Source organism: Octadecabacter sp. B2R22 (assembly GCF_018861045.1).
Classification (GTDB): domain Bacteria; phylum Pseudomonadota; class Alphaproteobacteria; order Rhodobacterales; family Rhodobacteraceae; genus Octadecabacter.
Genome location: NZ_JAHKQJ010000002.1, coordinates 313,846 through 339,547, shown reverse-complemented (window position 1 = coordinate 339,547; position 25,702 = coordinate 313,846). Strand labels below are relative to the sequence as shown.

Here is a 25,702-nt window from a genome sequence, read left to right as displayed (position 1 = left end):
CACACGATAACGCGCAGCGCGAGCGGATTTATCCGGTCTGCTCCATTGTCAGGGTACTCCTAAAAGAAATGCGGCAGGCGGGTCGCGCCAGCCAGTCAGGTGTGACGGGGATCAGCTATGCTGTGTCATTGTCTGGGCACTCCTCTAAAGTGGGCCAATCTTAAGCGCAGACCCGCGCCCGCGTCAAATCAGCCATGCCACTGCGTAGGGGTGACAGGCAGAACGGCGCGCCCTATAAGGCCCCAAATTCCAACCGATAATAGGCGCATTTTTAATGACAACTCTCGTTTTCGGCCACAAGGCCCCTGATACAGACTCCCTTGGCTCTGCCCTGATTTGGGCGTGGTTCATGAACCACACGGGCACCAAAGCCGAAGCGAAACTGCTGGGCACGCCAAACACCGAAGCGGCTTTCGTTGCTGAAAAATGGGGCTTTGCACAGCCAGACATCATTGATGACGTCGCCGACGATCAGGACTGCGTGATTGTTGACACCAACAACCCAGCCGAACTGCCAGCCAACATCAACGGCGCCAACGTCACTGCGATTATCGACCACCACAAACTGGTTGGCGGTCTGGAAACAAAAGGCCCGATCGACATCACGATCCGCCCACTGGCTTGCACAGCGACAATCATGCACGACCTGATGGGCGAACACGCCGATCACATGCCTGACAACGTCAAAGGTTTGGTTCTGTCTTGCATCATTTCCGACACCTTGGAATTCCGCTCCCCGACGACGACCGACACAGACAAAGCACTGGCTGAAAAGCTCGCTGGAGAATTGAACCTGTCCATCGCGGATTACGCGACTGAAATGTTCGCTGCGAAATCTGACGTCTCTGCATTCTCTGACGCGGAACTTCTGCGTATGGATTCCAAAGAATACGAAGTCGACGGCACCAAATTCCGCGTCTCCGTTCTAGAAACAACGGCCCCTGCCATCGTTCTGGACCGCAAAGCCTCCATCATGGAAAGCATGACTGGCGTTGCGTCCGAGGACGGCGTTGATCAGGTTCTCTTGTTCGTTGTCGATATCTTGAACGAAGAAGCAACGATGTTGATCCCGAATGATCTGACAAAAACAGTCGCTGAGAAATCCTTCGGTGCGACCGTGACGGGCGACAACGTAGTCCTGCCCGGCGTCATGAGCCGCAAAAAGCAGATCATCCCAAACCTCAAGGTCTGATCTCTTTGGATGGGTGACCCCCATTACGCAATTTCTCCAAGGCCCGCAGCTCCACGCTGCGGGCCTTGTTGCATCTGAACCTGCCTCGCCCTCAACCGCTCACGACATATTTCACTTAGCCATCTCGCCACGGCTCGGGTATCCTTGGTACATGGCATACAACTACGACAAACTTTATGGCGAAACCGAAAACGCACTCGGGGAACCGACCCCGATCTTCGTGGAGTTTTTCGACCGTTTCGATCACCCAAACGCCCGCATTCTTGATGTTGGTTGCGGTCAGGGGCGCGACGCCGTTTTCATGGCCCGCAAAGGTCACCATGTGACGGGCGTGGATCTCTCGCCCAACGGCATTCGCGCGCTCAACGATGCGGCCACCAAAGACGGCCTTCCAATACAGGGCATCGTGGCCGACATCGTGTCATATGTCCCGTCAGGCACTTTCGATGTCATCTTGATCGACCGCACCTTGCATATGCTCAGTGCACCGGATCGCCGCGCAGTCCTGACCCGCCTTCTGGGCCACATCCGCCCGAACGGGTGGCTGCTGATCGCGGATGAAACCTCAAACATCCCGGACTTCACATCCACGCTTCGGACCCAAAACAGCCCATGGACCGTCGAACACCTAAAAGGGGGCTATCTCTTCGCACGTCAGGCGTGAACACGCCAAACCTGCCCAATCCAGCATTGTTGGCGACATTCCATTAGGTTAGCCTCTTTAGGCAACATTGGTCCCATACCTGAACCTTACCCGAACCATACCGGGACCATATCGCCCGAAAGGCCCGTTTTCATGTCTCAGATCGTCACCTCTTTCGCCGAAATCTCTGCCCAATACGACGTGGCTTTCGTCGATCTTTGGGGCTGTGTTCACAATGGCATCACAGCCTATCCGGACGCTGTAGCGGCCTTGCAATCCTACCGCGCGGCGGGCGGCATTGTTGTCCTCGTTACGAACTCCCCTCGTCCGTGGGATTCTGTGGCCAAACAGATTTCCGATATGGGCGCACCCGATGATTGCTGGGACGCTATCGCGACGTCTGGCGACAGCGCCCGCGCCGCAATGTTTCGTGGTATTGTTGGTGAAAAGGTCTACTTTATGGGCGAAACACCCCGTGATGACGACTTTTTCAAACCGCTCAGCATCATCGATAGTCCCGTTGATATTCAAAAGGTTACGCTGGATCAGGCCGAGGGCATCGTCTGCTGCGGCCCCTTTGATACGCAAGCCGACGTGGACGTGAACCGCGCTGATTTCCTTTATGCTAAATCCAAGGGGCTAAAACTGCTTTGCGCCAACCCTGACATCATCGTCGATCGCGGTGAAACACGTGAATGGTGTGCGGGCGCATTGGCTGCGCTTTATACTGAAATGGGCGGCGAGAGCCTCTATTTCGGGAAACCTCACCCGCCGATCTACGATCTTGCACGTCGACGCTACGCAGCACTCGCCGGATCACTGTCTGATCCGCGCATCATCGCCATCGGAGATGGGATTCGCACTGACATCCTCGGCGGGCAACAAGAAGACATCGACACTCTGTTTATCACAGGCGGGCTGTCAGCCGAGGAAACCAAAACCGTGCAGCAGCCTGATGAAGATGCCTTAAATGCCTACATTATTGCGGAAATGGTGACCCCGACCTACTCAATTGGCTTCCTGAAATAAGTTAAGAATCTCTTGACAATTGCTGCGCTTGCAAAGTAATAAAGTTTCAATCAATCTACGTTAGAAGTTTTATTATTACCCCATGGATCATGATATGCTCGACAATGCGCCCCGCGGAACCATCTGTATCGAAGACATCGAAATCGGCATGTCTCGGTCTTTGCGTAAGATCATCACAGATCGCGACATCGAGCTGTTTGCCGAAGTCTCCACAGACCGCAATCCCGTTCATCTCGATGATGCCTATGCCCAAGACACGATCTTTGAAGGTCGCATTGCGCACGGAATGCTGACAGCTGGCCTTATTTCCGCGGTTATCGGTGAACAACTGCCCGGACACGGCACGGTGTACCTTGGTCAGAGCCTGAAATTCTTGGCCCCTGTGCGCCCCGGCGATATGGTTGAGGCTGTTGTCACGGTGTCGGACATGGACATCGCAAAGCGCCGCGTCACCATGGAAACCTACTGCGAAATCGACGGTAAGAAGGTTCTCAAGGGCGAAGCCGTTGTGCTTGCGCCATCGCGCAAATTTGACTGACTTGTAACCTGCAGTTTTGCGGGCTACGGATGCCTTATGCGCATCATTCGAGACCCAGATTTCATTGCCCCACAAGATCGCGGCGCCGCGGCAGCCATCGGTAACTTCGATGGCGTGCATTTAGGCCATCAAGCCGTCATTGATCTGACCCGCAGCGTCGCGAACGGCGCGCCCTTGGGCGTCGTAACGTTCGAACCCCACCCGCGTGAATATTTTGCGCCAGAGGGGAAAGCATTCCGATTAATGAATGCCGTCACTAAGGCCCACCGCCTTGAAAAGCTGGGCGTTGAGCGCCTTTATGAGGTGCCATTCAACACCTCCCTTGCTGAGCTATCACCTGAAGAGTTCGCGAAGACCTTCATCAAAGACCGCCTTGGGCTGACCCATGTCGTGGTCGGTGAAGATTTTTGTTTTGGCAAAGGCCGCGCAGGAACCGCCGAAGACCTGATAGCGTTCGGCGCCGCGTTCGGCTTTGGCGTTACGATTGCGCCACTGCTCGCCACGCCTGCTGGTCATGTTTCATCAACGGCGATCCGGACTGCACTTAGCGATGGCGAACTGCGCATCGTGGCTGAAATGCTCGGCCATTGGCACCGCATCGACGGACCCGTCATCAAAGGCGACCAACGTGGCCGCGACCTTGGGTTTCCGACGGCCAATATGTCGATTAAAGGACTGCATCAGCCAAGGTTTGGGGTCTACGCCGTCAAAGTTGACGTTCTGGATGGCCCCCACAAAGGCAGCTATGACGGTGCTGCCTCTATTGGTATTCGTCCGACGTTTGGTGTGAATGCGCCCAACTGCGAAAGCCATATCTTTGATTTTGCGGGTGATCTTTATGGCGCGGAACTTAGCATCGCACTTGTGGACTACCTGCGGCCCGAAGAAAAATACGACAGCCTTGATGCGCTTATCACGCAGATGAATGCTGACTGCGAACGCGCGCGCGAAATTCTGTCAAATGTCTGATCCGATTGATCGCAGCGATGTGCGGCCCGAATTCTGGGCCCATGTCCCACTCACAAAGATGACACAGCCCGAATGGGAAGCGCTGTGTGATGGCTGCGGCAAATGCTGCCTGAACAAGCTTGAAGACGAAGACAGCGGAGAGGTCGTGTTGACCCGCGTCGCTTGCAAGCTTCTTGATGACAGAGATTGCCTTTGTACGTCCTACAAAACCCGCCACACCTATGTCCCCGAATGCATCGTGCTGACACCCAGTACCATTCAGGAACACATGTATTGGTTGCCGCAAACCTGCGCCTACCGTCTTCTGCATGAGGGAAAACCGCTGTTCCACTGGCACCCTTTGGTGTCGGGTACACCGCAATCGGTTCATGATGCAGGCGTATCGGTGCAAGACCTGACCGTCAGCGAAGCCAACACCCCTGAAGACGACTGGGAAGACCACATAATCGAGGAGCCTTATTAAATGTTTTTCGCCTCAGACAACTCCGGCCCGGCCCACCCCTCTGTGATGGAGGCTGTGATGCGCGCGAACGAAGGATTTCGTTTTGGCTATGGCGCAGACGAAGAAATGGCCCGCGTTACAGCGATGATGCGCGACCTGTTCGAAGCCCCCGAAGCCGCTGTCTATCTGGCAGCCACAGGGACGGCAGCCAATTCCATTGCCTTGGCAACGCTGACGAAGCCGTGGGAAACCATCTTTTGCACCAAGCCCAGTCACATCAACGAAGACGAATGCAATGCGCCCGAGTTTTATAGCGGCGCCAAGCTGACGTTGGTCGGGGATGATAACTGCAAAATGACCTCAGAGACCTTGCGGGCCGCATTGGACGCCGAAGAAACTCGCGGCGTGCACGGGCCACAGCGCGGCCCCGTGTCCATCACGCAAGTCACTGAAAAAGGCACAGTTTACACACTGGATGAAATCAAATCCGTGACCGACGTTGCCCGTGAATTTGGCGTTGCAACCCACTTGGACGGCGCGCGTTTTTCCAATGCGATCGTCACGTTGGGGTGCACCCCAGCCGAGATGACGTGGAAAGCCGGTGTTGATTGTGTGTCCTTTGGCGGCACCAAGAACGGGCTGATGGGTGTCGAAGCAGTTATCTTCTTTGACCCGAAACACGCTTGGGAATTTGAGCTGCGCCGTAAACGCGGTGGCCATCTGTTTTCCAAACACCGCTACCTGTCCGCCCAAATAGAAGCCTATCTGACGAACAACCTGTGGCACGACTTGGCGACTTCAGCGAATGCGTCAGGCCAGCGTCTGGCCGATGGGTTGCGCGCGCACAAAGACGTGTCGTTCCCCAACGAGCCCGAGGCAAACCTGATGTTCTTTGAAATGCCGCGTGGCCTGCACAAAAAGGTCCAAGCGGCAGGTGCCCAATATTACGTCATGGGATCACTTGAGGGGGCTGACGACGAGCCCGTCCTTGGCCGTCTGGTCTGTGACTGGTCGGTGGGATCGGACGGCGTGGATGCGTTCCTCGCCGCCCTAAACGCTTAAAAGTCGCCAGCGAGATGACGATCAAGATCGTCTAGGCGGTCTTCGCCCCAGAACCGTTCATCCGCGTCCGAGATAAAGAACGGCGCGCCGAACGCGCCTTTTGCGACGGCTTCTTCAAGGTTGCGTGCGTAGGTGTCTGCACCCTCTAACAAACCGCTATCAGCCAAGGCAGGATCAAACCCTGTTTCTTCTAGACAAGCGCGGATGACGTCATCCTCGGCGATGTTCTTGTCATCTGCCCAGCAGCTGCGTGTCAGCGCGTTGACCAGTGCGCCCACGTCGCCGCCTGCGTTTTGTGCCGCGATAATCGCATAGGATGACGGCGCCATGTTTGTCGGCCAGAACGCTGGTTTCATTGTAAACGGCTGGCCCGTGACAATCGCGCGACGACGCATGTCTTGCAGGCGGTATTCCTGACGGTTGGGGTGGCGGTCTTTTGGCGGGACGCCACCGGTGCGGGCAAACAACGCCATGATGTCCAGCGGCTTATACGTCACCGTCGCACCGTGTTTCTTTGCGATCTCTTCGAACTTTGGTCCGGCCAGATAGGTAAATGGTGAAATGGTTGCGAAGTAATAGTCGATATTTGGCATTTAGTGCTCCTGAGCGGTGCTTGGTTTGTTGGTCAGACCCTAAGGACGTGCTACGCCGTGTCAACGTCACGAATCTGTCATCTGGGACCCCTGCACATGCCAAACCTCATCGAGCCGAAACTCATTTCCGGTAATGCCAACCTGCCGTTGGCAGAAAACGTCGCCAAGCGCATGTCTATGCATCGCGGCATCAACGTCGGTCTTGTGGACGCACGGGTCGAACGATTCAACGACGGTGAGATTTTCGTCGAAGTTTACGAAAACGTTCGCGGCGAGGATATGTATATCATCCAGCCCACATCGAACCCAGCCAACGACAATCTGATGGAATTGCTGATCATTTCCGATGCGCTGCGCCGCTCATCTGCGGGCCGTATCACTGCTGTGATCCCTTACTTTGGCTATGCCCGTCAGGACCGCCGATCCAAGGCGCGTACACCAATCACCGCCAAACTGGTCGCCAACATGTTGGTTGAAGCCGGCATTGAGCGCATCCTGACGCTCGATTTGCACGCCACCCAGATCCAAGGGTTCTTCGATATTCCTGTGGACAACCTTTATGCCAGCCCTGTCTTCGCGCTGGACGCGATGCACCACTTCAAAGGGCAAATGGAAGACGTGATGGTTGTGTCCCCTGACGTTGGCGGTGTGGCCCGCGCACGCGATCTGGCGCAACGGATTGGCGCGCCACTCTCTATCGTTGACAAGCGCCGCGGGAAACCCGGCGAAGTTGCTGAGATGACTGTGATCGGTGACGTAAAAGACCGTGTTTGCCTGATCGTGGATGACATCGTTGATACAGCCGGCACGCTTTGCAAAGCGGCTGAGGTTCTGATGGAACACGGTGCCAAGGAAGTGCACTCCTACATTACGCACGGCGTGTTGTCTGGCCCTGCGATCGAACGTGTCAGCAACTCGGTGATGAAGAACCTCGTGATAACGGACACGATTGAACCGACGGACGCAGTGAAAGCCTGTAAGAACATTCGCATCGTGCCAACCGCGCCGATGTTTGCTCAGGCGATTATGAACACATGGAACGGCACATCCGTATCATCTTTGTTTGATCACAAGACGTTGCAGCCAATTTACGAAGTTATGTATTCCAACGTCTGACGTTAATACACATCCCACTCATCGGTTTGACGCAGTTCGCCGAAGGCTTGCCATGACACGCGCACACGGGCGATTTTACTGTCGCCCCACGTGCGAAACACGATGGCAAACCCATCTGTTGTGATGTCTTCGGCCTGCACATCCGCGCGGGCATTGGTGCTGTTGGACATATCAAACATCGACAACGACACCTGAACAACCGGGTTGGATCGGAAGCTTTCGGAAAATTCCACATGCGCACGCGTTTGCCGGGCGCCCTCACCCGTCCACATCACGCCATCATGTTCAAAATCAGAGAACAGGACCACGTCGCCATGGTCCACTCCGATCAAGTGGTTTCTTAGTCGTTTCATGTCTTACCGTTAGCCCGAAGGGGCCATTATCCATCCAAGATCAGTGATAGAAGTAAATTTGGGCAGATTTAAGCCCCAGTTTTGACGAGAGCCCTTTCGGTCACGATTGAGCAACGCTGCGCAATCGGTAGATCAGCGGGATAATCAAAACAATCAAGACCGCCGCCATCAAGAACGGCGCGCCGGGGAGATAAAGACCGGTGTCGTCCACAAAGGACTCAAAGACCCCTGTGGCAACCAACGGCGCCAGGAACGCTGCGATTGAGGACAAAGACGCGATAACCCCCTGAACCAACCCCTGTTTGTCTTCCTCTACCGTGTTGGCCGCCATTGCGGTCATCATCGGCGGTGATAAATCCGAGAGCGCCGCAAAGATCAAAACAAGGATGAGTCCCGTGACGGTCGAAATCAGGCCAAAGCCGACAAACCCGATCAAGGCCGAAAGCACGCCGATCTGAAGCGTTCTAAATTCACCGAGGCGCGAAATAAGCACAGGCATCAAGCCTCCTTGGACTCCTGCCAGCAAAATACCATACCCCGCCAATGACATACCAATGATCGCCGTAGACCAGTCAAACAGCTCGCGGGTAAAGAACGCCCAAAGCGTCGGGTAGACCATATTTGCGAACTCAAACACGAACAGACAGATCAACGGAATTGCGAGGCCAGGTATTTTGAAGGCATCGATAATGGCCTTGAACGGATTGAGGTCTCGAAAGCCAAAGGGGCGACGTTTGTGCGCGGGCAAGCTCTCGGGCAGGACAAACACACCGAACAGCACATTCAATGCAGACATGGCCGCAGCAATCCAGAACGGCGCGGCGATGTGCCAAGTAGCGGCAACCCCGCCAATGGCTGGCCCCATGACAAAACCGACCCCGAAGGCGGCACCAATCATCCCAAATCGCGCGGCCCGTTCCTTGCGGCTGGAGATGTCGGCAATATAGGCGGTCGCCGTGGTATAGGTCGCCCCCGCCACCCCTGCGAGGATCCGCCCGATCAGCAGAACCCAGAACACGCTCGCCATGGCCATAATTGCGTAATCGACCGCAAGAACGATCAAAGCGGCGATCAAGACCGGCTTGCGGCCAAACGCATCCGACAGGCTGCCGATAATAGGCGCGAACAGAAACAAAGCCCCAGCATAAGACGCCATCAGGATACCGCCCCACAATGCCCCCTCGCCCGTGCTAACAGCCCCAACACGCGCCATGAGGTCGGGCATGATCGGAAAGACGATCCCGATGCCGATGGCGTCGATCATCAGGGTGATCAGGATAAAGATGTAGGCGCGGTTGTTCATTTGGCGACGTGACGCCTTTTGGTGTTGTCTGACAAGCCCTAATCGGGGTGCCCGCCCGCCCATAGTGACAACGCACTGTCAGCATCAACGCGAGAATAGACCGTCAATAAGGGAATCGTTATGCCGGACAAGGCCACGGCAATCGATGCACGAAACTGCGTATCCTTCCGCAATGAGCGCCATGCGAAGCGGTATTGTTCCATGAGATAGTCAGGATTACCATCAGGCAGCTCAGGGCGCGTCATACCCCGCCTTTTCAGGGGCCGCTTCAACAACCGCCAAGCGCGCAGTGCGATGGGGGGATCGAGCCAGACCACCGCATCCGCCCGCGAGAGCGCCAGCGGCAAAAGGCTTGGGCCACCCTCAAGAATCCAACTCTCGCCTTGGATGGCGTTCACCAGATCTGCGTCAATTTCGGATCGCGGGCGTTGGATCCAGTTGGTTGTCAATTTGATCGCGTCAAAGGACATCAAAGGAACATCTGGCCGTGCACCGTGGCACTGCGCAGCAAAATGGCTTTTGCCGGACCCGTTGGCCCCCGTGATAATGATGCGTTTCATTGTAATTCTCTAACGCGAACAGAACTGCCTCACTAGAATATTCACCTATGCCCAAACGCACAAAGTGATCTCAGAAACGAAAAATGGCGCCCCAGTGGGACGCCATTCTTCAATTCAATACGACCTGCGTTTACGCGCCGACCAGACCTGCAACGTCAACCATTGCGTTGCGGATCATGTCCGCTTCATCAACGCCTTGGCCAAGTTCGGCCGCGGATTGATGAGCGGCATGCGCTTCATCGACCAGCTTTTGCATCTGCTCAGCTGTGATCTCGGCCTTTGGGATCGCCTTTTCCGCAAGAACGGAGACGCCTGTTGGGCTGATCTCGGCGAAACCGCCGGATACGATGTATTCCTCGACGCCACCCGCATGGGTGACGGCCAGAATACCAGGGCGCAGCGTGGTGATGGTTGGAGCGTGATCGGCCATAGCCGTCATGTCCCCATCCGCACCTGGGATCTGAACTTCTGTTGCATCCATTTCCGCCAAGCGGCGTTCAGGAGACACGAGATCAAATTTGAAGTCTGCCATTGTTAGGCTCCTACATCTTACAATTGACTGCTCTCGCAGTCGGGGCCGATCTTAAGCTGCGTCTGCAGCCATTTTCTCAGCTTTTGCAATCACGTCGCTGATGCCGCCGACCATGTAGAACGCACCTTCTGGAAGGTGGTCATACTCGCCGTCAACAACCGCTTTGAAGGATGCGATTGTGTCTTCCAGTGGCACCTGAATGCCGTCGGAACCGGTGAACACTTTGGCAACGTCAAACGGCTGGGACAAGAAGCGCTCGAGTTTACGCGCACGTGTAACAGTCATTTTGTCGTCTTCAGACAATTCGTCCATGCCCAAAATCGCGATGATATCCTGCAAGGATTTGTAACGCTGCAAGATTTGCTGAACGTCTGTCGCAACTTTGTAGTGCTCGTCGCCGATGATCAGCGGGTCAAGCAAACGAGACGTGGAACCGAGTGGGTCGACCGCAGGGTAGATACCCTTTTCGGAGATCGCACGGTCGAGAACCGTAGTCGCATCCAAGTGAGCAAACGATGTCGCTGGTGCAGGGTCAGTAAGGTCATCCGCAGGAACGTAAACGGCCTGAACAGACGTAATGGAACCGCCCTTAGTAGAAGCAATACGCTCCTGCATGGCGCCCATGTCTGTTGCAAGTGTTGGCTGGTAGCCAACCGCAGATGGAATACGACCCAGAAGCGCGGACACCTCGGAACCAGCTTGTGTGAAGCGGAAGATGTTGTCCACGAAGAACAAAACGTCGGAACCCGTGTCATCACGGAACTGTTCCGCAAGGGACAGACCAGTCAGAGCGATACGCATACGCGCACCTGGAGGCTCGTTCATCTGGCCGTATACGAGAGCAATCTTGGACTGCTCCAGATCGTCAGGAACGATAACGCCGGATTCGATCATCTCGTGGTAAAGGTCGTTACCTTCACGTGTACGCTCACCAACACCCGCGAACACGGACACACCGGAGTGAACCTTCGCAATGTTGTTGATCAATTCCATGATGAGAACTGTTTTACCAACACCCGCACCACCGAAGAGACCAATTTTACCACCCTTTGTGTAAGGCGCGAGAAGGTCGATGACCTTAATGCCTGTCACGAGAATTTCAGTCGCTGTGGACTGGTCTTCGAATTTTGGTGCGTCACCGTGGATAGAACGGCGGGCTTTTGTTTTCACAGGGCCTTGCTCGTCCACAGGGTCCCCTGTGACGTTCATAATGCGGCCAAGCGTCGCGTTACCAACTGGAACAGAGATTGGACCATCTTGGTCAACAACTTCTTGACCGCGAACGAGGCCTTCTGTTGCGTCCATCGCGATGGCGCGAACTGTGTTTTCACCAAGGTGCTGCGCCACTTCGAGCGTCAGATCCTTGCCGTTGTTGCTTGTTACGAGCGCGTTCAGAATTGCTGGCAGTTCGCCATCAAACTGAACGTCCACGACAGCACCAATCACCTGTGTGATTTTGCCTTTTGAGTTTGCCATTGTCGTTTCTCCGGTTCTCTTACAGCGCTTCCGCGCCGGAAATGATTTCAATCAGCTCGTTTGTGATGACGGCCTGACGGGATCGGTTGTATTGGATCGTCAGCTTGTCAATCATCTCACCAGCGTTGCGTGTCGCGTTGTCCATAGCCGACATACGAGCACCTTGCTCGGATGCGCCGTTTTCCAACAGGGCCGCAAAGATTTGTGTCGCAACTGCGCGCGGCAGCAAGTCGGCAAGGATCGCCTCTTCGCTTGGCTCGTAGTCATAAAGCGTGCCATCTTCGTCTTCCGCGCCTTCTGGTGCTTTGAACGGGATGATCTGCTGTGCGGTTGGGATCTGGGTCACAACGTTTACGAACTTCGCATAGAAGATCGTGGCAACGTCGAATTCTTCACCATCAAAACGGGCCAGAACATCGCGCGCGATGTCTTGAGCGTTTTCATAACCCACGCGCTTCACCTCAGTGAGGTCAACGTGGCCGATGAAGTGGCTTTCCAGATCGCGTTTGATCGCATCTCGGCCTTTTTTGCCAACTGTGATGATTTTCACAGTTTTACCGGCAGCGACAAGCTCAGCGGCGTGTGCTTTGGCGTTCTTGGCAATGTTGCCGTTGAAGCCACCACACAAACCACGCTCAGCAGTCATAACGACCAACAGATGCACGTTGTCGGATCCCGTTCCGGCGAGGAGACGCGGAGCGCCTTCACCACCAGCGGCAGAAGCCAAACCAGCCATTACAGCGTTGAAACGTTCCGTATAAGGACGGGACATTTCAGCCGCTTCTTGCGCACGGCGCAGCTTTGCAGCTGCAACCATTTGCATGGCCTTCGTGATCTTGCGGGTCGATTTGACCGACGCGATCCGGTTTTTAAGGACTTTAAGGTTAGCCATTTGGCGTCATCCTTCCCTTAAGCGAAATCAGCTGCGAACGGATCGAGAGCTGCTTTAAGTTTGTCGGCGGCATCGCCCTTGATTTTAGGATCGTCGTTGGTGATCCAGTCAAGAACATCCGCGTGGTTTGCATGCATGTGCTTCAAAAGCGCAGCTTCCCATTCGCCAACACGAGACACGTCAACGTTGTCGAGGTAACCGTTTGTACCGGCGAAGATGACAACAACGATTTCAGCGTTGGTCAGCGGTGAGTACTGCTTTTGCTTCATCAGCTCTGTCAAACGTGCACCACGGGCCAGAAGGCGCTGTGTTGCCGCGTCGAGGTCGGAACCGAACTGCGCGAAGGCAGCCATTTCACGGTACTGAGCAAGCGACAGCTTAACAGGACCAGCAACAGAGGACATCGCAGATGTCTGAGCGGATGAACCGACACGAGAAACAGACAGACCAGTGTTAACCGCAGGGCGGATACCTTGGTAGAACAATTCAGTTTCCAAGAAGATCTGACCATCGGTGATCGAAATCACGTTTGTCGGAATAAACGCAGACACGTCACCACCCTGAGTTTCGATAACAGGCAAAGCTGTCAAAGAACCGGAGCCGTTGTCTTCGTTCAGCTTCGAGGAACGCTCAAGAAGTCTGGAGTGAAGGTAGAAAACGTCACCTGGGTACGCTTCACGGCCTGGTGGGCGACGGAGCAGAAGGGACATCTGGCGATACGCAACAGCTTGCTTGGAAAGGTCATCATAGATGATCAAAGCGTGTCGGCCATTGTCGCGGAAGTGTTCAGCCATCGCAGTCGCTGCGTATGGTGCGAGAAACTGCAGAGGAGCAGGGTCAGACGCTGTCGCAGCTACAACGATGGAATATTCCATCGCGCCAGCTTCTTCGAGCTTCTTAACCAACTGAGCCACTGTGGAACGCTTCTGGCCGATGGCCACGTATACACAGTAAAGCTTGCCGCCTTCGTCTTTGGCTGCGTCGTTGTAAGACTTTTGGTTCAGGATCGTGTCGAGCGCGATCGCTGTTTTACCTGTTTGGCGGTCACCAATGATCAATTCGCGCTGGCCACGGCCAATCGGGATCATCGCATCCACAGACTTCAGGCCTGTCGCCATCGGTTCGTGAACCGATTTACGCGGGATAATACCCGGTGCTTTTGCATCCGCAATCGCACGCTTCTTGGCTTTGATCGGGCCTTTGCCGTCAATCGGATTACCAAGGCCATCAACGACGCGGCCCAGCAGCTCGTCGCCAACTGGAACGTCCACAATCGCGTTTGTACGCTTAACTGTGTCGCCTTCTTTAATGTCTTGGTCGGAACCAAAGATAACAACACCGACGTTGTCAGCTTCGAGGTTCAGCGCCATGCCCTGAATTCCACCTGGGAATTCAACCATTTCGCCGGCCTGAATGTTATCGAGGCCATATACACGCGCAATACCGTCACCGACGGACAGCACGCGGCCAACTTCTGCAACTTCGGCTTCTTTACCGAAGTTCTTAATTTGGTCCTTGAGGATCGCGGAGATTTCCGCAGCTTGGATCGCCATTACCGGGCCTCTTTCATAGTGTTTTGGAGGGCGTTGAGCTTCGCCTTGACCGACGTGTCGATCATTTTGGAGCCAACTTTAACGACAAGACCGCCGATGAGAGTTTCATCAACGGTCGCATTGATAATCACGTCAGAGCCAACGGACGCCTTAAGCGTCTTTGCCAGCTTGTCGGATTGGGCTTTGGTCAGGGCTTTGGCAGAAACGACATCAGCCGTTACTTCGCCCTTATGTTCCGCAATCATGTCACGCAAAGACGCGACCAACTGCGGCACCACGAACAAGCGACGTTTGGACGCCATAAGCGCCAGCGTGTTGGTCATGGTTTTTGAGAGTTTCATTTTCTTGGCAACGGCCCCGATCGCAGCGCCCTGTTGGTCGCGGCTATAGAGTGGGGACGAAATCAAATCGCTTAGGTCGTCACTACCTGCAAGGGCGTCAGACAAAGCGTTAATATCTGTTTCAAGACCATTAAGGCCTTTGGCGTCTTTGCTCAGGTCAAAGACGGCTGTGGCATAGCGTGTTGCGATGCCGGAGGAAATCGAAGCTGATTCAGACACGTCCACCCTTCCGATGTCTTGGCCCCGACCCTTCAGGAGAAGGCTTTGGGGGGTCACATTAAAGCCCCACAGAGTCGCGGGGCAGTTAATTCTGGGTCGATGTAGCAGAGGGTTCCAAACGGGGCAACCGCCTTGCGGTGCAAAACGTTAAGCGCAGGGGTTTCAGTACACCTTTGCATACCGAAATACTTTCGCACCGTTTTACTGGCATTTCCGCTCTGAAATGCTCATTCCTTAGCCTTTGCAACCAGATGGCCGCCGCACGAAGCGGTGCAAACCCTAGTTTTCTGATAAAAAACTGCAACGGGGTGCGGCGTTTTGGCACAAAGTCAGCAACCCATCAAAAACAGAGCGCCCTTCAACTCCCGCTTGTCGAGATCGCCGCTAACCTGACCCTGATTCAGAATCATTTAAGAGTCTTGGACGCTTAACAGTTTGCTTCAGCCAAGCGGCCCGCGCGTTAAACGGGTTTCACCACCGGCCCGCCCATGCCTTCAAGAACGCGCAGAGGCCGTTTGACCGCTTGCGTTAGGCCTGGGCGTTTTGGCTGAGGCACCTGTTTGGTCGCCTCAATCATGAGCACCCCGCCCGCCGCCAACACGGGCAAATGGCGACCTGCGTTCTCCATGGTCCCCGCCAACTTGCGCCACATCCGCTTGGACGATGGCGGCTGATAGAGTGTCGAAAGCGTCTTTACAGGGATCAACCCGACAGACCGCAGCTGACTTTCTAGTTGTCCCAGCGAATAGGGCCGTCCGAAGCCAAACGGAGTATTGTCGGCGCGAGACCACAGCCCAGCGCGATTTGGCACGATAAACACCGCACGCCCGCCCGGCCCCAACACCCGCCAGCATTCATCCAGCAAAGCCATCGGATGATCCGATGTTTCCAAGCCATGTAGCAAAACCAACTTATCGACGGACCCTGCCGCCAACGGCCAAAGCGTATCTTCGCACAAAACGCTGACGTTCTTCTGGCCCGCGGGCCACGGCATGACGCCCTGCGGTCCCGGCATCAACCCAATGACCCGCCGCGCGTCATCCATAAAGGGCCGCAATAATGGCACCGCAAAGCCGAACCCCACAACCGTTTGCCCCTTTGCCTCAGGCCATAAGCGGGTGAGTTCAGTGCGGATCACCTTTTGGGCCGCACGCCCCAACGTGCTGCGATAATAGAATTCTCTCAGATCATGCACGTCTAGATGCATTGCGCAGGCACCTGCTTTCAGTAACACTCACCGCTACCATACCCATCAAGGACGCCAATGCCATGCCTCTTGAACTGTTAACTGTCCCCTGCCTCGAAGATAATTACGCATTCCTGCTGCACAATTCAGACAGCGGTGAAACGTTGCTGGTCGATGCCCCCGAAGCAGCGCCGATTCAGGCTTCACTAGATGCGCAGGGGTGGATTTTGACCGATATCCTTCTGACCCATCACCATTGGGACCATGTTGATGGGCTGCCCGCCCTTCGCGGTTCGGCGCGGGTGATCGGTGCCGCCGCCGACGCAGACCGGCTTCCCCCGCTCGATTTGGCCGTCAGCGAAGGAGATGATCTGACCATCTGTGGTGCAAAAGCGCAGGTCTTTGACGTTTCGGGCCACACGATTAACCACATCGCTGTCTACGTTGAAGCTGCAGGCGTGGTGTTTACAGCTGACAGCTTGATGGCATTGGGCTGCGGCCGCTTGTTTGAAGGCACGCCGGCGCAAATGTGGCAGTCGATGCAGAAACTCCGCATCCTGCCCGATGAAACACGGGTTTGTTCGGGTCATGAATATACAGAAACCAACGCACGTTTCGCTCTGACTATTGAACCTCAGAATGCTGACCTTATCTCTCGTATAGACGAAATCACTAAAACCCGCGCTGCGGGGCTTCCGACGGTCCCATCCGAACTGGGGCTGGAAAAACGAACCAACCCCTTTCTGCGGGCGGATGTTTCCGCACTGCAATCCGCAATGAGCATGGTAAACCAAGATCCAACCGACGTTTTCGCTGCAGTTCGAAAAAAGCGCGATACGTTCCAATAGCCCTCCAACCCCTTACCTGCTTGCCCAAAAAAGAGTCTTCAACACCACTTTCGGCCCTCAGTAACGGTTTTGTGCCCATTTTTCCCTTGAAGCTCGGCGAAATAAGCCAAAACTTAACTCTAAGAGGCCACGGTCTAGGCGGGTCGCAATTGGCCGATAGACCCTCGATCAAGAAGGAGCACCAACGTGCCATCATTCTCCACCACGCTTGAGCAGTCCATTCATGGCGCCTTGGCGCTTGCCAATGCCAAAAAACACGAACTCGCCACGCTTGAGCACCTTTTGCTCGCGTTGGTTGATGAACCTGACGCGGCCCGCGTCATGAAGGCCTGTTCCGTTGATCTGGATGAGCTTCGCAAAACGCTCGAAGATTTCATTGACGACGACCTTTCCACTCTTGTGACCGAGGTTGAAGGTTCTGAGGCCGTTCCAACAGCCGCATTCCAGCGCGTTATCCAACGTGCTGCGATCCACGTTCAGTCCTCTGGCCGTACCGAAGTCACGGGCGCCAACGTTCTAGTCGCGATCTTTGCTGAACGCGAAAGCAACGCTGCCTACTTCCTACAAGATCAGGATATGACCCGCTATGACGCAGTGAACTTCATCGCCCATGGTGTCGCCAAAGATCCCGCATTCGGCGAAAGCCGCCCCGTTTCTGGTGCGCCAACTCTGGACGAAGAAGCAGACGTTGCGAGCGAAGAAAGCAAAGACGAAAGCGCCTTGGCCAAATACTGCGTAGATCTCAATGTTAAAGCCTCTGAAGGCGATGTTGATCCACTGATCGGCCGCAGCCACGAAGTCGAACGCTGCGTGCAGGTCCTGTGCCGCCGCCGCAAGAACAATCCGTTGCTCGTTGGTGATCCAGGCGTTGGCAAAACTGCCATTGCCGAAGGTCTGGCGCGCAAAATCGTCGAAGGTGAAGTGCCTGAGGTTCTGTCCGGCACAACAATCTACTCCTTAGATATGGGCGCACTTCTGGCTGGCACGCGCTACCGAGGCGATTTTGAAGAACGCCTCAAGGCCGTGATGACCGAAATGGAAGATCACGATGACGCCGTGTTGTTCATCGATGAAATTCATACTGTGATCGGCGCTGGCGCGACGTCCGGCGGCGCGATGGATGCATCCAACTTGCTGAAACCTGCGCTTGCGGGCGGCAAACTGCGCTGCATGGGTTCCACCACCTATAAGGAATTCCGCCAACATTTTGAGAAAGACCGTGCCTTGGCCCGTCGTTTCCAAAAGATCGATGTGAACGAGCCGTCTGTTGAGGATTCCATCAAGATCCTCAAAGGCCTGAAGCCGTACTTCGAGGACCACCACCAGATCAAATACACCGCTGATGCGATCAAATCGGCTGTAGAATTGGCCGCGCGCTATATCAACGACCGTAAATTGCCGGATAAGGCGATTGACGTCATCGACGAAGCGGGCGCAGCTCAGCATCTGGTCGCGGAATCCAAACGCCGTAAAACCATCGGTGCTAAGGAAATCGAAGCGGTTGTCGCGAAAATCGCACGCATCCCTCCCAAGAACGTCACCAAAGACGATGCTGAGGTGCTGAAAGATCTCGAATCCAGCCTCAAGCGGGTTGTGTTCGGTCAAGACGACGCCATTGTCGCGCTGTCCTCGGCGATCAAACTGTCCCGTGCAGGCCTGCGTGAACCTGAAAAGCCTATCGGCAACTACCTGTTCGCAGGGCCAACAGGTGTGGGTAAAACCGAAGTCGCCAAACAGCTGGCAGATACTTTGGGCGTCGAACTCTTGCGGTTTGATATGTCCGAATACATGGAAAAACACGCGGTTTCTCGTCTTATCGGTGCGCCTCCGGGCTATGTCGGCTTTGACCAAGGCGGCATGCTGACCGACGGCGTCGATCAAAACCCGCACTGCGTGCTTCTGCTCGATGAAATGGAAAAGGCGCATCCCGACGTCTACAACATTCTGTTGCAGGTGATGGATCACGGCAAACTGACCGACCACAATGGCCGGACAACAGATTTCCGCAATGTCATCATCATCATGACATCCAACGCGGGTGCGTCCGAAATGGCGAAAGAGGCGATCGGCTTTGGTCGTGATCGCCGCACCGGCGAAGACACTGCGGCCCTGGAAAAGACCTTCACGCCAGAATTCCGCAACCGTCTGGACGCTGTGGTTTCCTTCGCGCCGCTCGGCAAAGAAGTCATCCTTCAAGTGGTCGAAAAGTTCGTGCTGCAACTCGAAGCACAACTCATGGATCGCAACGTCTCTATCGAGTTGACCCGCCCAGCCGCCGAATGGTTGGCCGACAAAGGGTACGACGACAAAATGGGTGCGCGCCCCTTGGGCCGCGTCATCCAAGAATACATCAAGAAACCACTGGCCGAAGAACTGCTATTCGGACAGCTGGCCAAAGGTGGCCACGTCAAAGTCGGCACCAGAAAGGGCGAACTGGATCTCCAGATCGAACCACCAGAAAAGGCTCGTATCTCAAAAGACAAACCGCCGCTTCTCGCTGCGGACTAATGATACGCCTGACTGCACTCATGATATCCTGCGCCATGCCCGCCATGGCGCAGGATTTTCAATTGGACCTCCCCATCGACTGCGCGCTCGGTGAGACCTGCTATATCCAGAACTATGTCGATCACGACCCCAGCGAAGCCGCATCAGATTTCCAATGCGGCGCGCTAACCTATGACACCCACAAAGGCACCGACTTCGGCCTGCACTCGCTCGCAGACATGGACGCTGGTGTTGACGTTCTGGCCTCGGCCTCCGGTACAGTGCGCAGCGTGCGCAACGACATGCGAGATATCATCTACACGCCCGACCTTGATGGCGAAATCAACGGGCGGGACTGTGGCAATGGCGTCGTCATCGCCCACGGCGATGGCTGGGAAACCCAGTATTGCCACATGAAAGAAGGCTCTGTCGTCGTGCAGACAGGGGACTTCGTGAACACTGGCGATATCCTTGGCGAAGTCGGGCTTTCAGGGCGGACCCAATTCCCGCACGTCCATATCTCTGTGCGCCGTGATGGAAACGTGGTGGATCCGTTTGACCCTGACGGTCAGATCACCTGTGGCGAACCTTCTGACACCAGCCTTTGGCACGTCCCACTCGACACCCCTCCCGGTGGTCTGATCACAACCGGATTTTCCGACAGAGTGCCCGAATACCTCGACGTCAAAGCAGGAACCGCAGCCGCGCCCGAACTTTCCGCAAACGCGCCCATTGTCCTTTGGGCCTTTGCGTTTGGCGCACAACCGGGTGACGTCTTGCACATTGCTATCGATGGTCCCGACGGCCCGCTGTTTGAAACCGATGATGTATTAGACCGCCAACAGGCGCTTTTCATGCGGGCGGGCGGATTGAATGCCCCAGACGCAGGCTGGCAATCTGGCCTCTACGATGGCGTCGTGATCCATAGCCGTAATGGCATTGAACTGGACCGCCAGACCGCCACAGTCACCCTCCCCTGACCGCGATTGGCTCACGCCAACGGAATGCACCATTAATCATGGGCGGCGCAGCCGCGCCTTTAAATTACCGCTCGGTGAGCTTCAATTCGATTCGGCGGTTTTGGGCGCGGGCGGCATCCGTATCTGCCGGGTTGATCGGTTGATATTGCCCGAACCCGTTTGCGGCCAATCGGTCTGGCGGAATACCAAGCGAATTCACCATATACAGAACAACCGACAGTGCCCGCGCTTGGCTAAGTTCCCAATTGTTCGCGAACTCCCCTGCGCCCGACAACGGCACGTTATCGGTGTGGCCATCCACACGAATAACCCATTCAATCTCGTCGGGAATATCACTCGCGACATCCCTCAAGATTTGGGCAACCTTCGCAATCTCGCCCTGTCCTTCTGCCGAAAGCTCCGCAGCGCCCTGTTCAAACAAAACCTCGGATGAGAACACGAACCGATCGCCCTCGATCCGAACCCCGTCCACACCCTCCAGGACATCGCGCAACAGTCCCAAGAAATCTGACCTGTAGCGCTCAAGCTCTTCTGCTTCAGCAGCCAACCGCGCAACCTCCGCTGCCTCAAGCGCATTATTGCGTTGCTCTGCCAAAAGCGCGCGCGCCATTGCCGTATTCAGGTCTTGGGTCAAAGTCTCTATCTGCACATTGGCCGAAACATCTTCGTCGTTTGCCAAATCAAGCAACCCTTGTAGCTGATCCAACTGCCCTCGCAACGTACTCACTTGTTGGTTCAGCAAGGCCACCTGCCGCTGGCTCTCTGTTGAAAGTGCTTCTTGTTCGGCCAGTGCAGCATTCGCTTGCGCCAATAGGGCTGTCTGGCGATCAATATCGGCCTCAGCCGATCCTGACTGAGACTGGGCCGCGGCCAACGCCGCAACCGCTGCCGCCAATTCAGCGCCCAGTGTTTCTCGATCCGTCGTCGCAGATTGCAGCTCTTGTTCGAGTCCCGTGCGCGCGATCAGCGCTTCGGCGAGCTGTGCTTCGAGCGCGTCCATGCTTTGTGTTGTCGCCCCTGCGTCGTCCAATGCGGCGGCCAACCGTTCGGCCAAAGCCTCGCGATCCAGCCCCACGGCGTCGGCCGCCGCCTGCGCTTCTTGTTGGGCCAGCAAAGCAATCGCAAGGTTCTGGTCGAGTTCTTCTCGCGCGATTTCAGCCGCAGCCAGCAACGTCAACGTGTCTTCGGCTTGTTGACGTTGCTCCTCAAGCGCCAGCGTCATCGCCGTAATCTCGGTGTCCGCACTTGCCAGCCTTTCGCGCAGGGCCTCTGCGGCGGCGGCATCGACCAGCATCTCGGCTTCCAATGCGGTGATCTGTTCTTGTGCCGCAGCCCCATCGGTTTCCAACTCGGCCACCATCGCCTCAAGGGCTTCACGACGCGCCGCGGCCAACCGCGCGGCTTCTTCGCCTTCGTCAATCTCTGTTCGGGCCTGTGCCAATGCCAGCGCCGCTGCTTCTTGCGACGTCAGCAGCTCAGCCTCACGTGCTTCCAATCCTTCGATCGTTACCTCGGCGGCGCGGCGTTGCGCCAACAATCCGGCGACCTGTGCCTCGTAGCCCGTGATCTGTGTATCAGCATCAGACAGCGCGGCCGACAGCTCATCGCGCTCTCCGGTGAGACGGGCGATCATCGCATTTTGCTCAGCCACCGCCCGTTCGCTTTCGGTCAGATCCGCCTGCAGGCCTGTGACCTCACCCGCGAGAACTCCGACTTGGCTCCCCAATGTGGCTGAGCGATCCTGCTCAAGCCCCAATGCGTTCGCCAATGCGGCCACTTCGGCCGACAGTTCGTCCAGCTGAGTTTCCTGACCTGTGATCGTTTCTTGCAAAACGAATTGCAGCACCATGAATATGGTCAGCACAAACATCAAAACCAGCAAAAGGCCAGTCATCGCATCTACGAACCCCGGCCAAATTGAGCCTTGGAACCGCGCACCTGTTCTGCGGCTCAACGCCATGGCTTAGGTGCCGTCCTGATTGGTTTTGCGCGCCTCTCGCGTGCCTTGGCGCACAGCTTTGGTCAGGCCTGCCATATCGGCGCGCAGATCGTGAATGACCTCTTGTCGGCCAGCGGCCATTTCTTCGAGGATGCGCAAAATCCCGACATCAATAGAACGCAACCGCATGCGGCTTTCGGCATCGATGCCTTCCATCCCAGTGTCCTTCAGCGCAACGATCAATTGTTCTTGCGCATCCGCGACGCGGGTCAGTTGCTCTGTTGCATTGGTCCCTGCGGTATTCTTTGCCAAAATTTCAACGACTTCTGCCAAAGCGCCGATGCGTTGATTGGCCTCTGTCCGGCTCGCCTCTGAGGCGGCGAACATGTCTTGCATGCGTTCCATCTGGTCAACCATGTGATCCACCACACCTGACATAGCGGTGGTTTCACCGTCTGCTTCATCCCCCGCCGCGAGCCCAACGCGGGTAATCGAGGACATCCATTCTTCGAGTTCGCGGTAAAACCGGTTCTGACCGTGGCCTGCGAACAATTCCAACAAGCCTACAACTAGTGATCCGGCAAGCCCCAACAAAGACGACGCAAAGGCCACGCCCATGCCGCCCAACTGACTTTCTAGTCCTGCCTGCAAGCGCACAAACACGTCTGCGCCGCTTTCACCCTCTTGCGGGGTGAGAGATCGGATCGTGTCCACCAAGGCCGGAACGGTCGTCGCCAAGCCATAGAACGTCCCCAGAAGGCCAAGGAAGATTAGCGTGTTAACGATGTACCGCGTGATTTCGCGGTCTTCGTCGATCCGCTGAGACACTGAATCAAGAATAGAGCGGCTGGAACTGGACGTCAGATTCATTCGCGCCCCGCGCGACCGCATCAGCGTCGCCAAAGGCGCCAACAACCCCGGTGCTTGGATAAGCTGCGTGGCTTCGTTTTCGCCGGCAAATCCCTCAATCCAACTGACCGATTTGATCAACTGCCAGACCTGCCAAAAACATGACATCACGCCGATAATGAAAACGACGAAGATGAACCCGTTCAAATAGGGGTTCGCCAGAAACACCGGTCCGACACGCGGAAAGGCTAGAATGACACCTGCGCAGACCAAGCCCAAGCCGACCAGCATCAAGATGATCTGGCGCCAAGGTTGGGAGAACTGCGGCTCGGCCTTAGGGTCCCCTGTTGCCATGGGATCAGGCACCTCTTTGTTGTTTGTTGCGGTTAACATATGCGCAAGCCGCACATTTCCCAAACAAAATTAACCCAGCGCACGCACGCGTTTAACCAGCCAGTCCATATCGGGGTCGCTGATCCCCATCTTCACCAAATGCTCGGCGGTGTTGAACAGATATTCAGGGTTCGGGCCGCGCCCGCCGACTGACCGCGCGATCATCTGCGCTTGGCGTTCAAGATCGAACTGACAGTATTGTTCGTGGTCGCGGTTGATCACATAGGCCAACGCATCCACGCCGCGCCCGTCTTGCAGCGCCAAGGGCAAATGACGTTCAACATAGGCGCTTGAAATTAGCTCGCGTTCGCGCAGTTCTGCCAAAACACGGTCTTCCTCGGGCTCGGCGACACGAAACGCAACGCCCGTGCAGGTGGCGTCCCCCTCATCCAGCGCCAACACCAATCCGGGGTCTTCAACTGTGCCGCGATGATGGATCGACAACATACAAAAGCTGCGGTGATACCCTGACAGCGTTGCCGTCACGGCCTCAACCGGTTCAAAACCGGGGTTCCACAGCAAAGATCCGTACCCAAACACCCACATTGTCATAAGCCATGGTCCTTTTATTGCGGCTCCTCTAAACACCAAACAACTGGCTCGTGAAAGGCCCAAAGATGCGTAAACTGATCGTCGCTGTCGTTGTTCTCGCCTTACTTTATGGCGGATACTGGTTCGTCGGCAAATCGCAAATCCAAACGCGCTTGGCAGAGGCCCTCGTTGAAATCGACGCTGGTCCGATGGACATCGATTATTCCTCACTCAAGACGCGCGGCTTTCCGTCCCGTTTTGATACGACGCTGACCGACCTTGTCATTGATAGCTCCGATGCGGCGGTGCGGTGGGAGACGCCGATCTTTCAGCTCTTGGCCCTGTCCTATCAGCCCAACAACGTGCGCGCCTATTTCCCGCAAGAACAGGTTTTCATCATTGATGGTGAGCGGCTGACGCTGTTCACGGATGAAATGGTCGCCCGTGGTCAGGTTAGCCCCAATGCGTCCCTGCCCTTTGAACAGGCCGAGCTAGAGCTGCTTAATCCGCGCCTACAATCCGAGGAGGGTGCGGAGCTGACCCTTGCACGGCTCTTTGCAGCCATGCGCTTGACGCCAGAAACGACCCAGACCTATGACGCCTACATCGAGGCCCGTGCAATCGTTCTGCCCGACGCCTTGCGTCAGCTTCTTGACCCTGGGAACGCGCAACCCGCAGTCATTGAAAGCCTGCGCCTTGATAGCGACGTTGAATTATCCGCGCCCCTTCAGCTTAACGGAGCCAGCGAAACACCGCCGCGGATTGACATGCTCAGCATCCATGAATTTGCGTTCGAATGGGGCGAGATGTCCTTGTCCGCGATTGGTGACGTTGTTCCTGATCAGGCAGGGCTTTTGAACGGTTCGATCACGCTATCGGCCCGCAACTGGCAAACCGTCCTAGACCTCGCGGTGATCGCTGGTGCGATTCCAGACGAGCAACGTCAGTTCTACGAGGGGATAATCGACAGTTTGGACGAAACCCCCCACATTTCAGATACGTTAACGACAACATTGATGATCACAGACGGCCAGATGTCACTGGGGCCACTTCCGCTGGGCCCTGCTCCGCGTCTGCGTTAACGGCAATAGCTGCCAGAGCGGTAATCAGCCGTATCAAAATGGAAATGATCGCGGTGATGACGGTCCGCTTCGGGCCCAAGGACCGTGCCGAACGGACCACAGGCCGCCTGCCACATCTGACGCAGCTGGGCGCCATAACCAGACGTCCCCCAATCTGTTAGAACCGTCATTTCACTGCCGTCAGCCAAGCCAATGCCCGCGATATCAATCGCGTTTCCAAAGCTGTGTTCGGATAGGCGTGCACCAGATTGATTGTTGCGGGTGCGGCACGAATAATGCGCAACAACCCGCAGGGACGACACGCCGCCGCCCGTTTCGCCGACAACGGGGCGAACGCCCGTCTCGACCCATGTTTTCAGAGCACGCGCCGTGCCACAGGTGATCGTTGCAGGCGTCGACAGCGTAACACCAGACACAGACGTCAGCCGTACCGCGTTTTCAACACCACATGCGCCAGAGCCTTCGACGTCGCCGATCGTTTCGCCAAACAGCTGCGGATCACCACACACATTGCCCGGGCCAACCTGCGCTTCGGCCTCAGGGGCATCGCGCGAACAGGACGCGACAAGCGCGAGCGCGAGAAAAGCCGCCAAC

Annotated in this window: 26 protein-coding genes; 12 read left to right on the top strand and 14 right to left on the bottom strand. The window is 55.9% G+C overall.

Annotated elements, in window-relative coordinates:
- Positions 1–274 precede the first annotated feature (274 nt).
- The 7 genes from KO486_RS01760 (at position 275) to KO486_RS01730 (ending at position 5,875) form a co-directional block, all read left to right on the top strand.
- Positions 275–1,192, top strand: a complete 918-nt coding sequence (locus KO486_RS01760) for a manganese-dependent inorganic pyrophosphatase (protein ID WP_216035507.1) — start codon at positions 275–277, stop codon at positions 1,190–1,192.
- Positions 1,193–1,343: 151 nt separating this feature from the next.
- The gene (locus KO486_RS01755) at positions 1,344–1,856 is read left to right on the top strand and encodes a class I SAM-dependent methyltransferase (protein ID WP_216035506.1); all 513 of its coding nucleotides are present in this window, start codon (positions 1,344–1,346) and stop codon (positions 1,854–1,856) included.
- Between the two features lie 132 nt (positions 1,857–1,988).
- Entirely contained in the window at positions 1,989–2,864 is an 876-nt protein-coding gene (locus tag KO486_RS01750; protein ID WP_216035505.1) for a TIGR01459 family HAD-type hydrolase, read from the top strand.
- A 94-nt stretch (positions 2,865–2,958) separates the two neighbouring features.
- Positions 2,959–3,402 (top strand): MaoC family dehydratase, encoded by a 444-nt coding sequence (locus KO486_RS01745; RefSeq protein WP_216035504.1) that lies wholly within the window; start codon positions 2,959–2,961, stop codon positions 3,400–3,402.
- A 36-nt stretch (positions 3,403–3,438) separates the two neighbouring features.
- Positions 3,439–4,371 (top strand): bifunctional riboflavin kinase/FAD synthetase, encoded by a 933-nt coding sequence (locus KO486_RS01740; protein ID WP_216035503.1) that lies wholly within the window; start codon positions 3,439–3,441, stop codon positions 4,369–4,371.
- Positions 4,364–4,834: a YcgN family cysteine cluster protein gene (locus tag KO486_RS01735; protein ID WP_216035502.1), complete on the top strand. Its 471-nt coding sequence runs from the start codon at positions 4,364–4,366 to the stop codon at positions 4,832–4,834. The genes KO486_RS01740 and KO486_RS01735 overlap by 8 nt, the downstream gene beginning before the upstream one ends.
- On the top strand, positions 4,835–5,875 hold the full coding sequence (locus KO486_RS01730; RefSeq protein WP_216035501.1) for a beta-eliminating lyase-related protein: 1,041 nt from the start codon (positions 4,835–4,837) through the stop codon (positions 5,873–5,875).
- Here the strand turns inward: KO486_RS01730 and KO486_RS01725 are convergent.
- The gene (locus KO486_RS01725; RefSeq protein ID WP_216035500.1) at positions 5,872–6,468 is read right to left on the bottom strand and encodes a 2-hydroxychromene-2-carboxylate isomerase; all 597 of its coding nucleotides are present in this window, start codon (positions 6,466–6,468) and stop codon (positions 5,872–5,874) included. The two genes, KO486_RS01730 and KO486_RS01725, sit on opposite strands and share 4 nt — an antisense overlap.
- Before the next feature lie 96 nt (positions 6,469–6,564).
- Here KO486_RS01725 and KO486_RS01720 point away from each other — a divergent pair, with 96 nt between their 5' ends.
- The gene (locus KO486_RS01720; RefSeq protein ID WP_216035499.1) at positions 6,565–7,584 is read left to right on the top strand and encodes a ribose-phosphate pyrophosphokinase; all 1,020 of its coding nucleotides are present in this window, start codon (positions 6,565–6,567) and stop codon (positions 7,582–7,584) included.
- A gap of 2 nt (positions 7,585–7,586) precedes the next feature.
- On the opposite strand, the gene KO486_RS01715 is transcribed toward KO486_RS01720, so the two are convergent.
- From KO486_RS01715 to KO486_RS01675, 9 genes are all read right to left on the bottom strand, one after another.
- Positions 7,587–7,937 (bottom strand): H-type lectin domain-containing protein, encoded by a 351-nt coding sequence (locus KO486_RS01715; protein WP_216035498.1) that lies wholly within the window; start codon positions 7,935–7,937, stop codon positions 7,587–7,589.
- Between the two features lie 100 nt (positions 7,938–8,037).
- Positions 8,038–9,240, bottom strand: a complete 1,203-nt coding sequence (locus KO486_RS01710; RefSeq protein WP_216035497.1) for an MFS transporter — start codon at positions 9,238–9,240, stop codon at positions 8,038–8,040.
- A gap of 38 nt (positions 9,241–9,278) precedes the next feature.
- Positions 9,279–9,800 (bottom strand): DNA topology modulation protein FlaR, encoded by a 522-nt coding sequence (locus KO486_RS01705; RefSeq protein WP_216035496.1) that lies wholly within the window; start codon positions 9,798–9,800, stop codon positions 9,279–9,281.
- Between the two features lie 130 nt (positions 9,801–9,930).
- Positions 9,931–10,332, bottom strand: a complete 402-nt coding sequence (locus KO486_RS01700; protein ID WP_216035495.1) for a F0F1 ATP synthase subunit epsilon — start codon at positions 10,330–10,332, stop codon at positions 9,931–9,933.
- A 51-nt stretch (positions 10,333–10,383) separates the two neighbouring features.
- A complete protein-coding gene (atpD, locus tag KO486_RS01695) occupies positions 10,384–11,808 on the bottom strand; it encodes a F0F1 ATP synthase subunit beta (RefSeq protein WP_216035494.1) in 1,425 nt (474 codons plus the stop codon).
- 19 nt (positions 11,809–11,827) lie between these two features.
- The gene (locus KO486_RS01690; RefSeq protein WP_216035493.1) at positions 11,828–12,700 is read right to left on the bottom strand and encodes a F0F1 ATP synthase subunit gamma; all 873 of its coding nucleotides are present in this window, start codon (positions 12,698–12,700) and stop codon (positions 11,828–11,830) included.
- A gap of 17 nt (positions 12,701–12,717) precedes the next feature.
- Positions 12,718–14,253 carry a F0F1 ATP synthase subunit alpha gene (atpA, locus tag KO486_RS01685; RefSeq protein ID WP_216035492.1) on the bottom strand — a complete coding sequence of 512 codons (1,536 nt, stop codon included), beginning with the start codon at positions 14,251–14,253 and terminating at the stop codon, positions 12,718–12,720.
- Complete coding sequence (locus KO486_RS01680; RefSeq protein ID WP_216035491.1) at positions 14,253–14,813, bottom strand: F0F1 ATP synthase subunit delta; 561 nt, start codon at positions 14,811–14,813, stop codon at positions 14,253–14,255. Before KO486_RS01680 ends, atpA begins: the two co-directional genes overlap by 1 nt.
- A 460-nt stretch (positions 14,814–15,273) precedes the next feature.
- A complete protein-coding gene (locus KO486_RS01675) occupies positions 15,274–16,020 on the bottom strand; it encodes a class I SAM-dependent methyltransferase (protein WP_216035640.1) in 747 nt (248 codons plus the stop codon).
- A 62-nt stretch (positions 16,021–16,082) separates the two neighbouring features.
- Here KO486_RS01675 and gloB point away from each other — a divergent pair, with 62 nt between their 5' ends.
- The 3 genes from gloB (at position 16,083) to KO486_RS01660 (ending at position 20,314) form a co-directional block, all read left to right on the top strand.
- Entirely contained in the window at positions 16,083–16,847 is a 765-nt protein-coding gene (gene gloB, locus KO486_RS01670; RefSeq protein ID WP_216035490.1) for a hydroxyacylglutathione hydrolase, read from the top strand.
- 186 nt (positions 16,848–17,033) lie between these two features.
- Positions 17,034–19,355 carry an ATP-dependent Clp protease ATP-binding subunit ClpA gene (clpA, locus tag KO486_RS01665; protein ID WP_216035489.1) on the top strand — a complete coding sequence of 774 codons (2,322 nt, stop codon included), beginning with the start codon at positions 17,034–17,036 and terminating at the stop codon, positions 19,353–19,355.
- On the top strand, positions 19,355–20,314 hold the full coding sequence (locus tag KO486_RS01660; RefSeq protein ID WP_252734454.1) for a M23 family metallopeptidase: 960 nt from the start codon (positions 19,355–19,357) through the stop codon (positions 20,312–20,314). The genes clpA and KO486_RS01660 overlap by 1 nt, the downstream gene beginning before the upstream one ends.
- A 64-nt stretch (positions 20,315–20,378) precedes the next feature.
- Here the strand turns inward: KO486_RS01660 and KO486_RS01655 are convergent, their stop codons facing one another.
- The 3 genes from KO486_RS01655 to KO486_RS01645 all read right to left on the bottom strand — a co-directional run bounded on the left by KO486_RS01655 (position 20,379) and on the right by KO486_RS01645 (position 24,047).
- Entirely contained in the window at positions 20,379–22,274 is a 1,896-nt protein-coding gene (locus KO486_RS01655; protein WP_216035488.1) for a peptidoglycan -binding protein, read from the bottom strand.
- Between the two features lie 3 nt (positions 22,275–22,277).
- A complete protein-coding gene (locus tag KO486_RS01650) occupies positions 22,278–23,456 on the bottom strand; it encodes a biopolymer transporter ExbB (protein WP_216035638.1) in 1,179 nt (392 codons plus the stop codon).
- 69 nt (positions 23,457–23,525) lie between these two features.
- On the bottom strand, positions 23,526–24,047 hold the full coding sequence (locus KO486_RS01645; protein WP_216035487.1) for a gamma-glutamylcyclotransferase: 522 nt from the start codon (positions 24,045–24,047) through the stop codon (positions 23,526–23,528).
- A gap of 65 nt (positions 24,048–24,112) precedes the next feature.
- On the opposite strand from KO486_RS01645, the gene KO486_RS01640 reads away from it, so the two are divergent.
- On the top strand, positions 24,113–25,108 hold the full coding sequence (locus tag KO486_RS01640) for a DUF2125 domain-containing protein (protein ID WP_216035486.1): 996 nt from the start codon (positions 24,113–24,115) through the stop codon (positions 25,106–25,108).
- Here the strand turns inward: KO486_RS01640 and KO486_RS01635 are convergent.
- Positions 25,105–25,701 (bottom strand): extensin family protein, encoded by a 597-nt coding sequence (locus KO486_RS01635; protein ID WP_252734453.1) that lies wholly within the window; start codon positions 25,699–25,701, stop codon positions 25,105–25,107. The two genes, KO486_RS01640 and KO486_RS01635, sit on opposite strands and share 4 nt — an antisense overlap.
- Position 25,702: the final 1 nt, after the last annotated feature.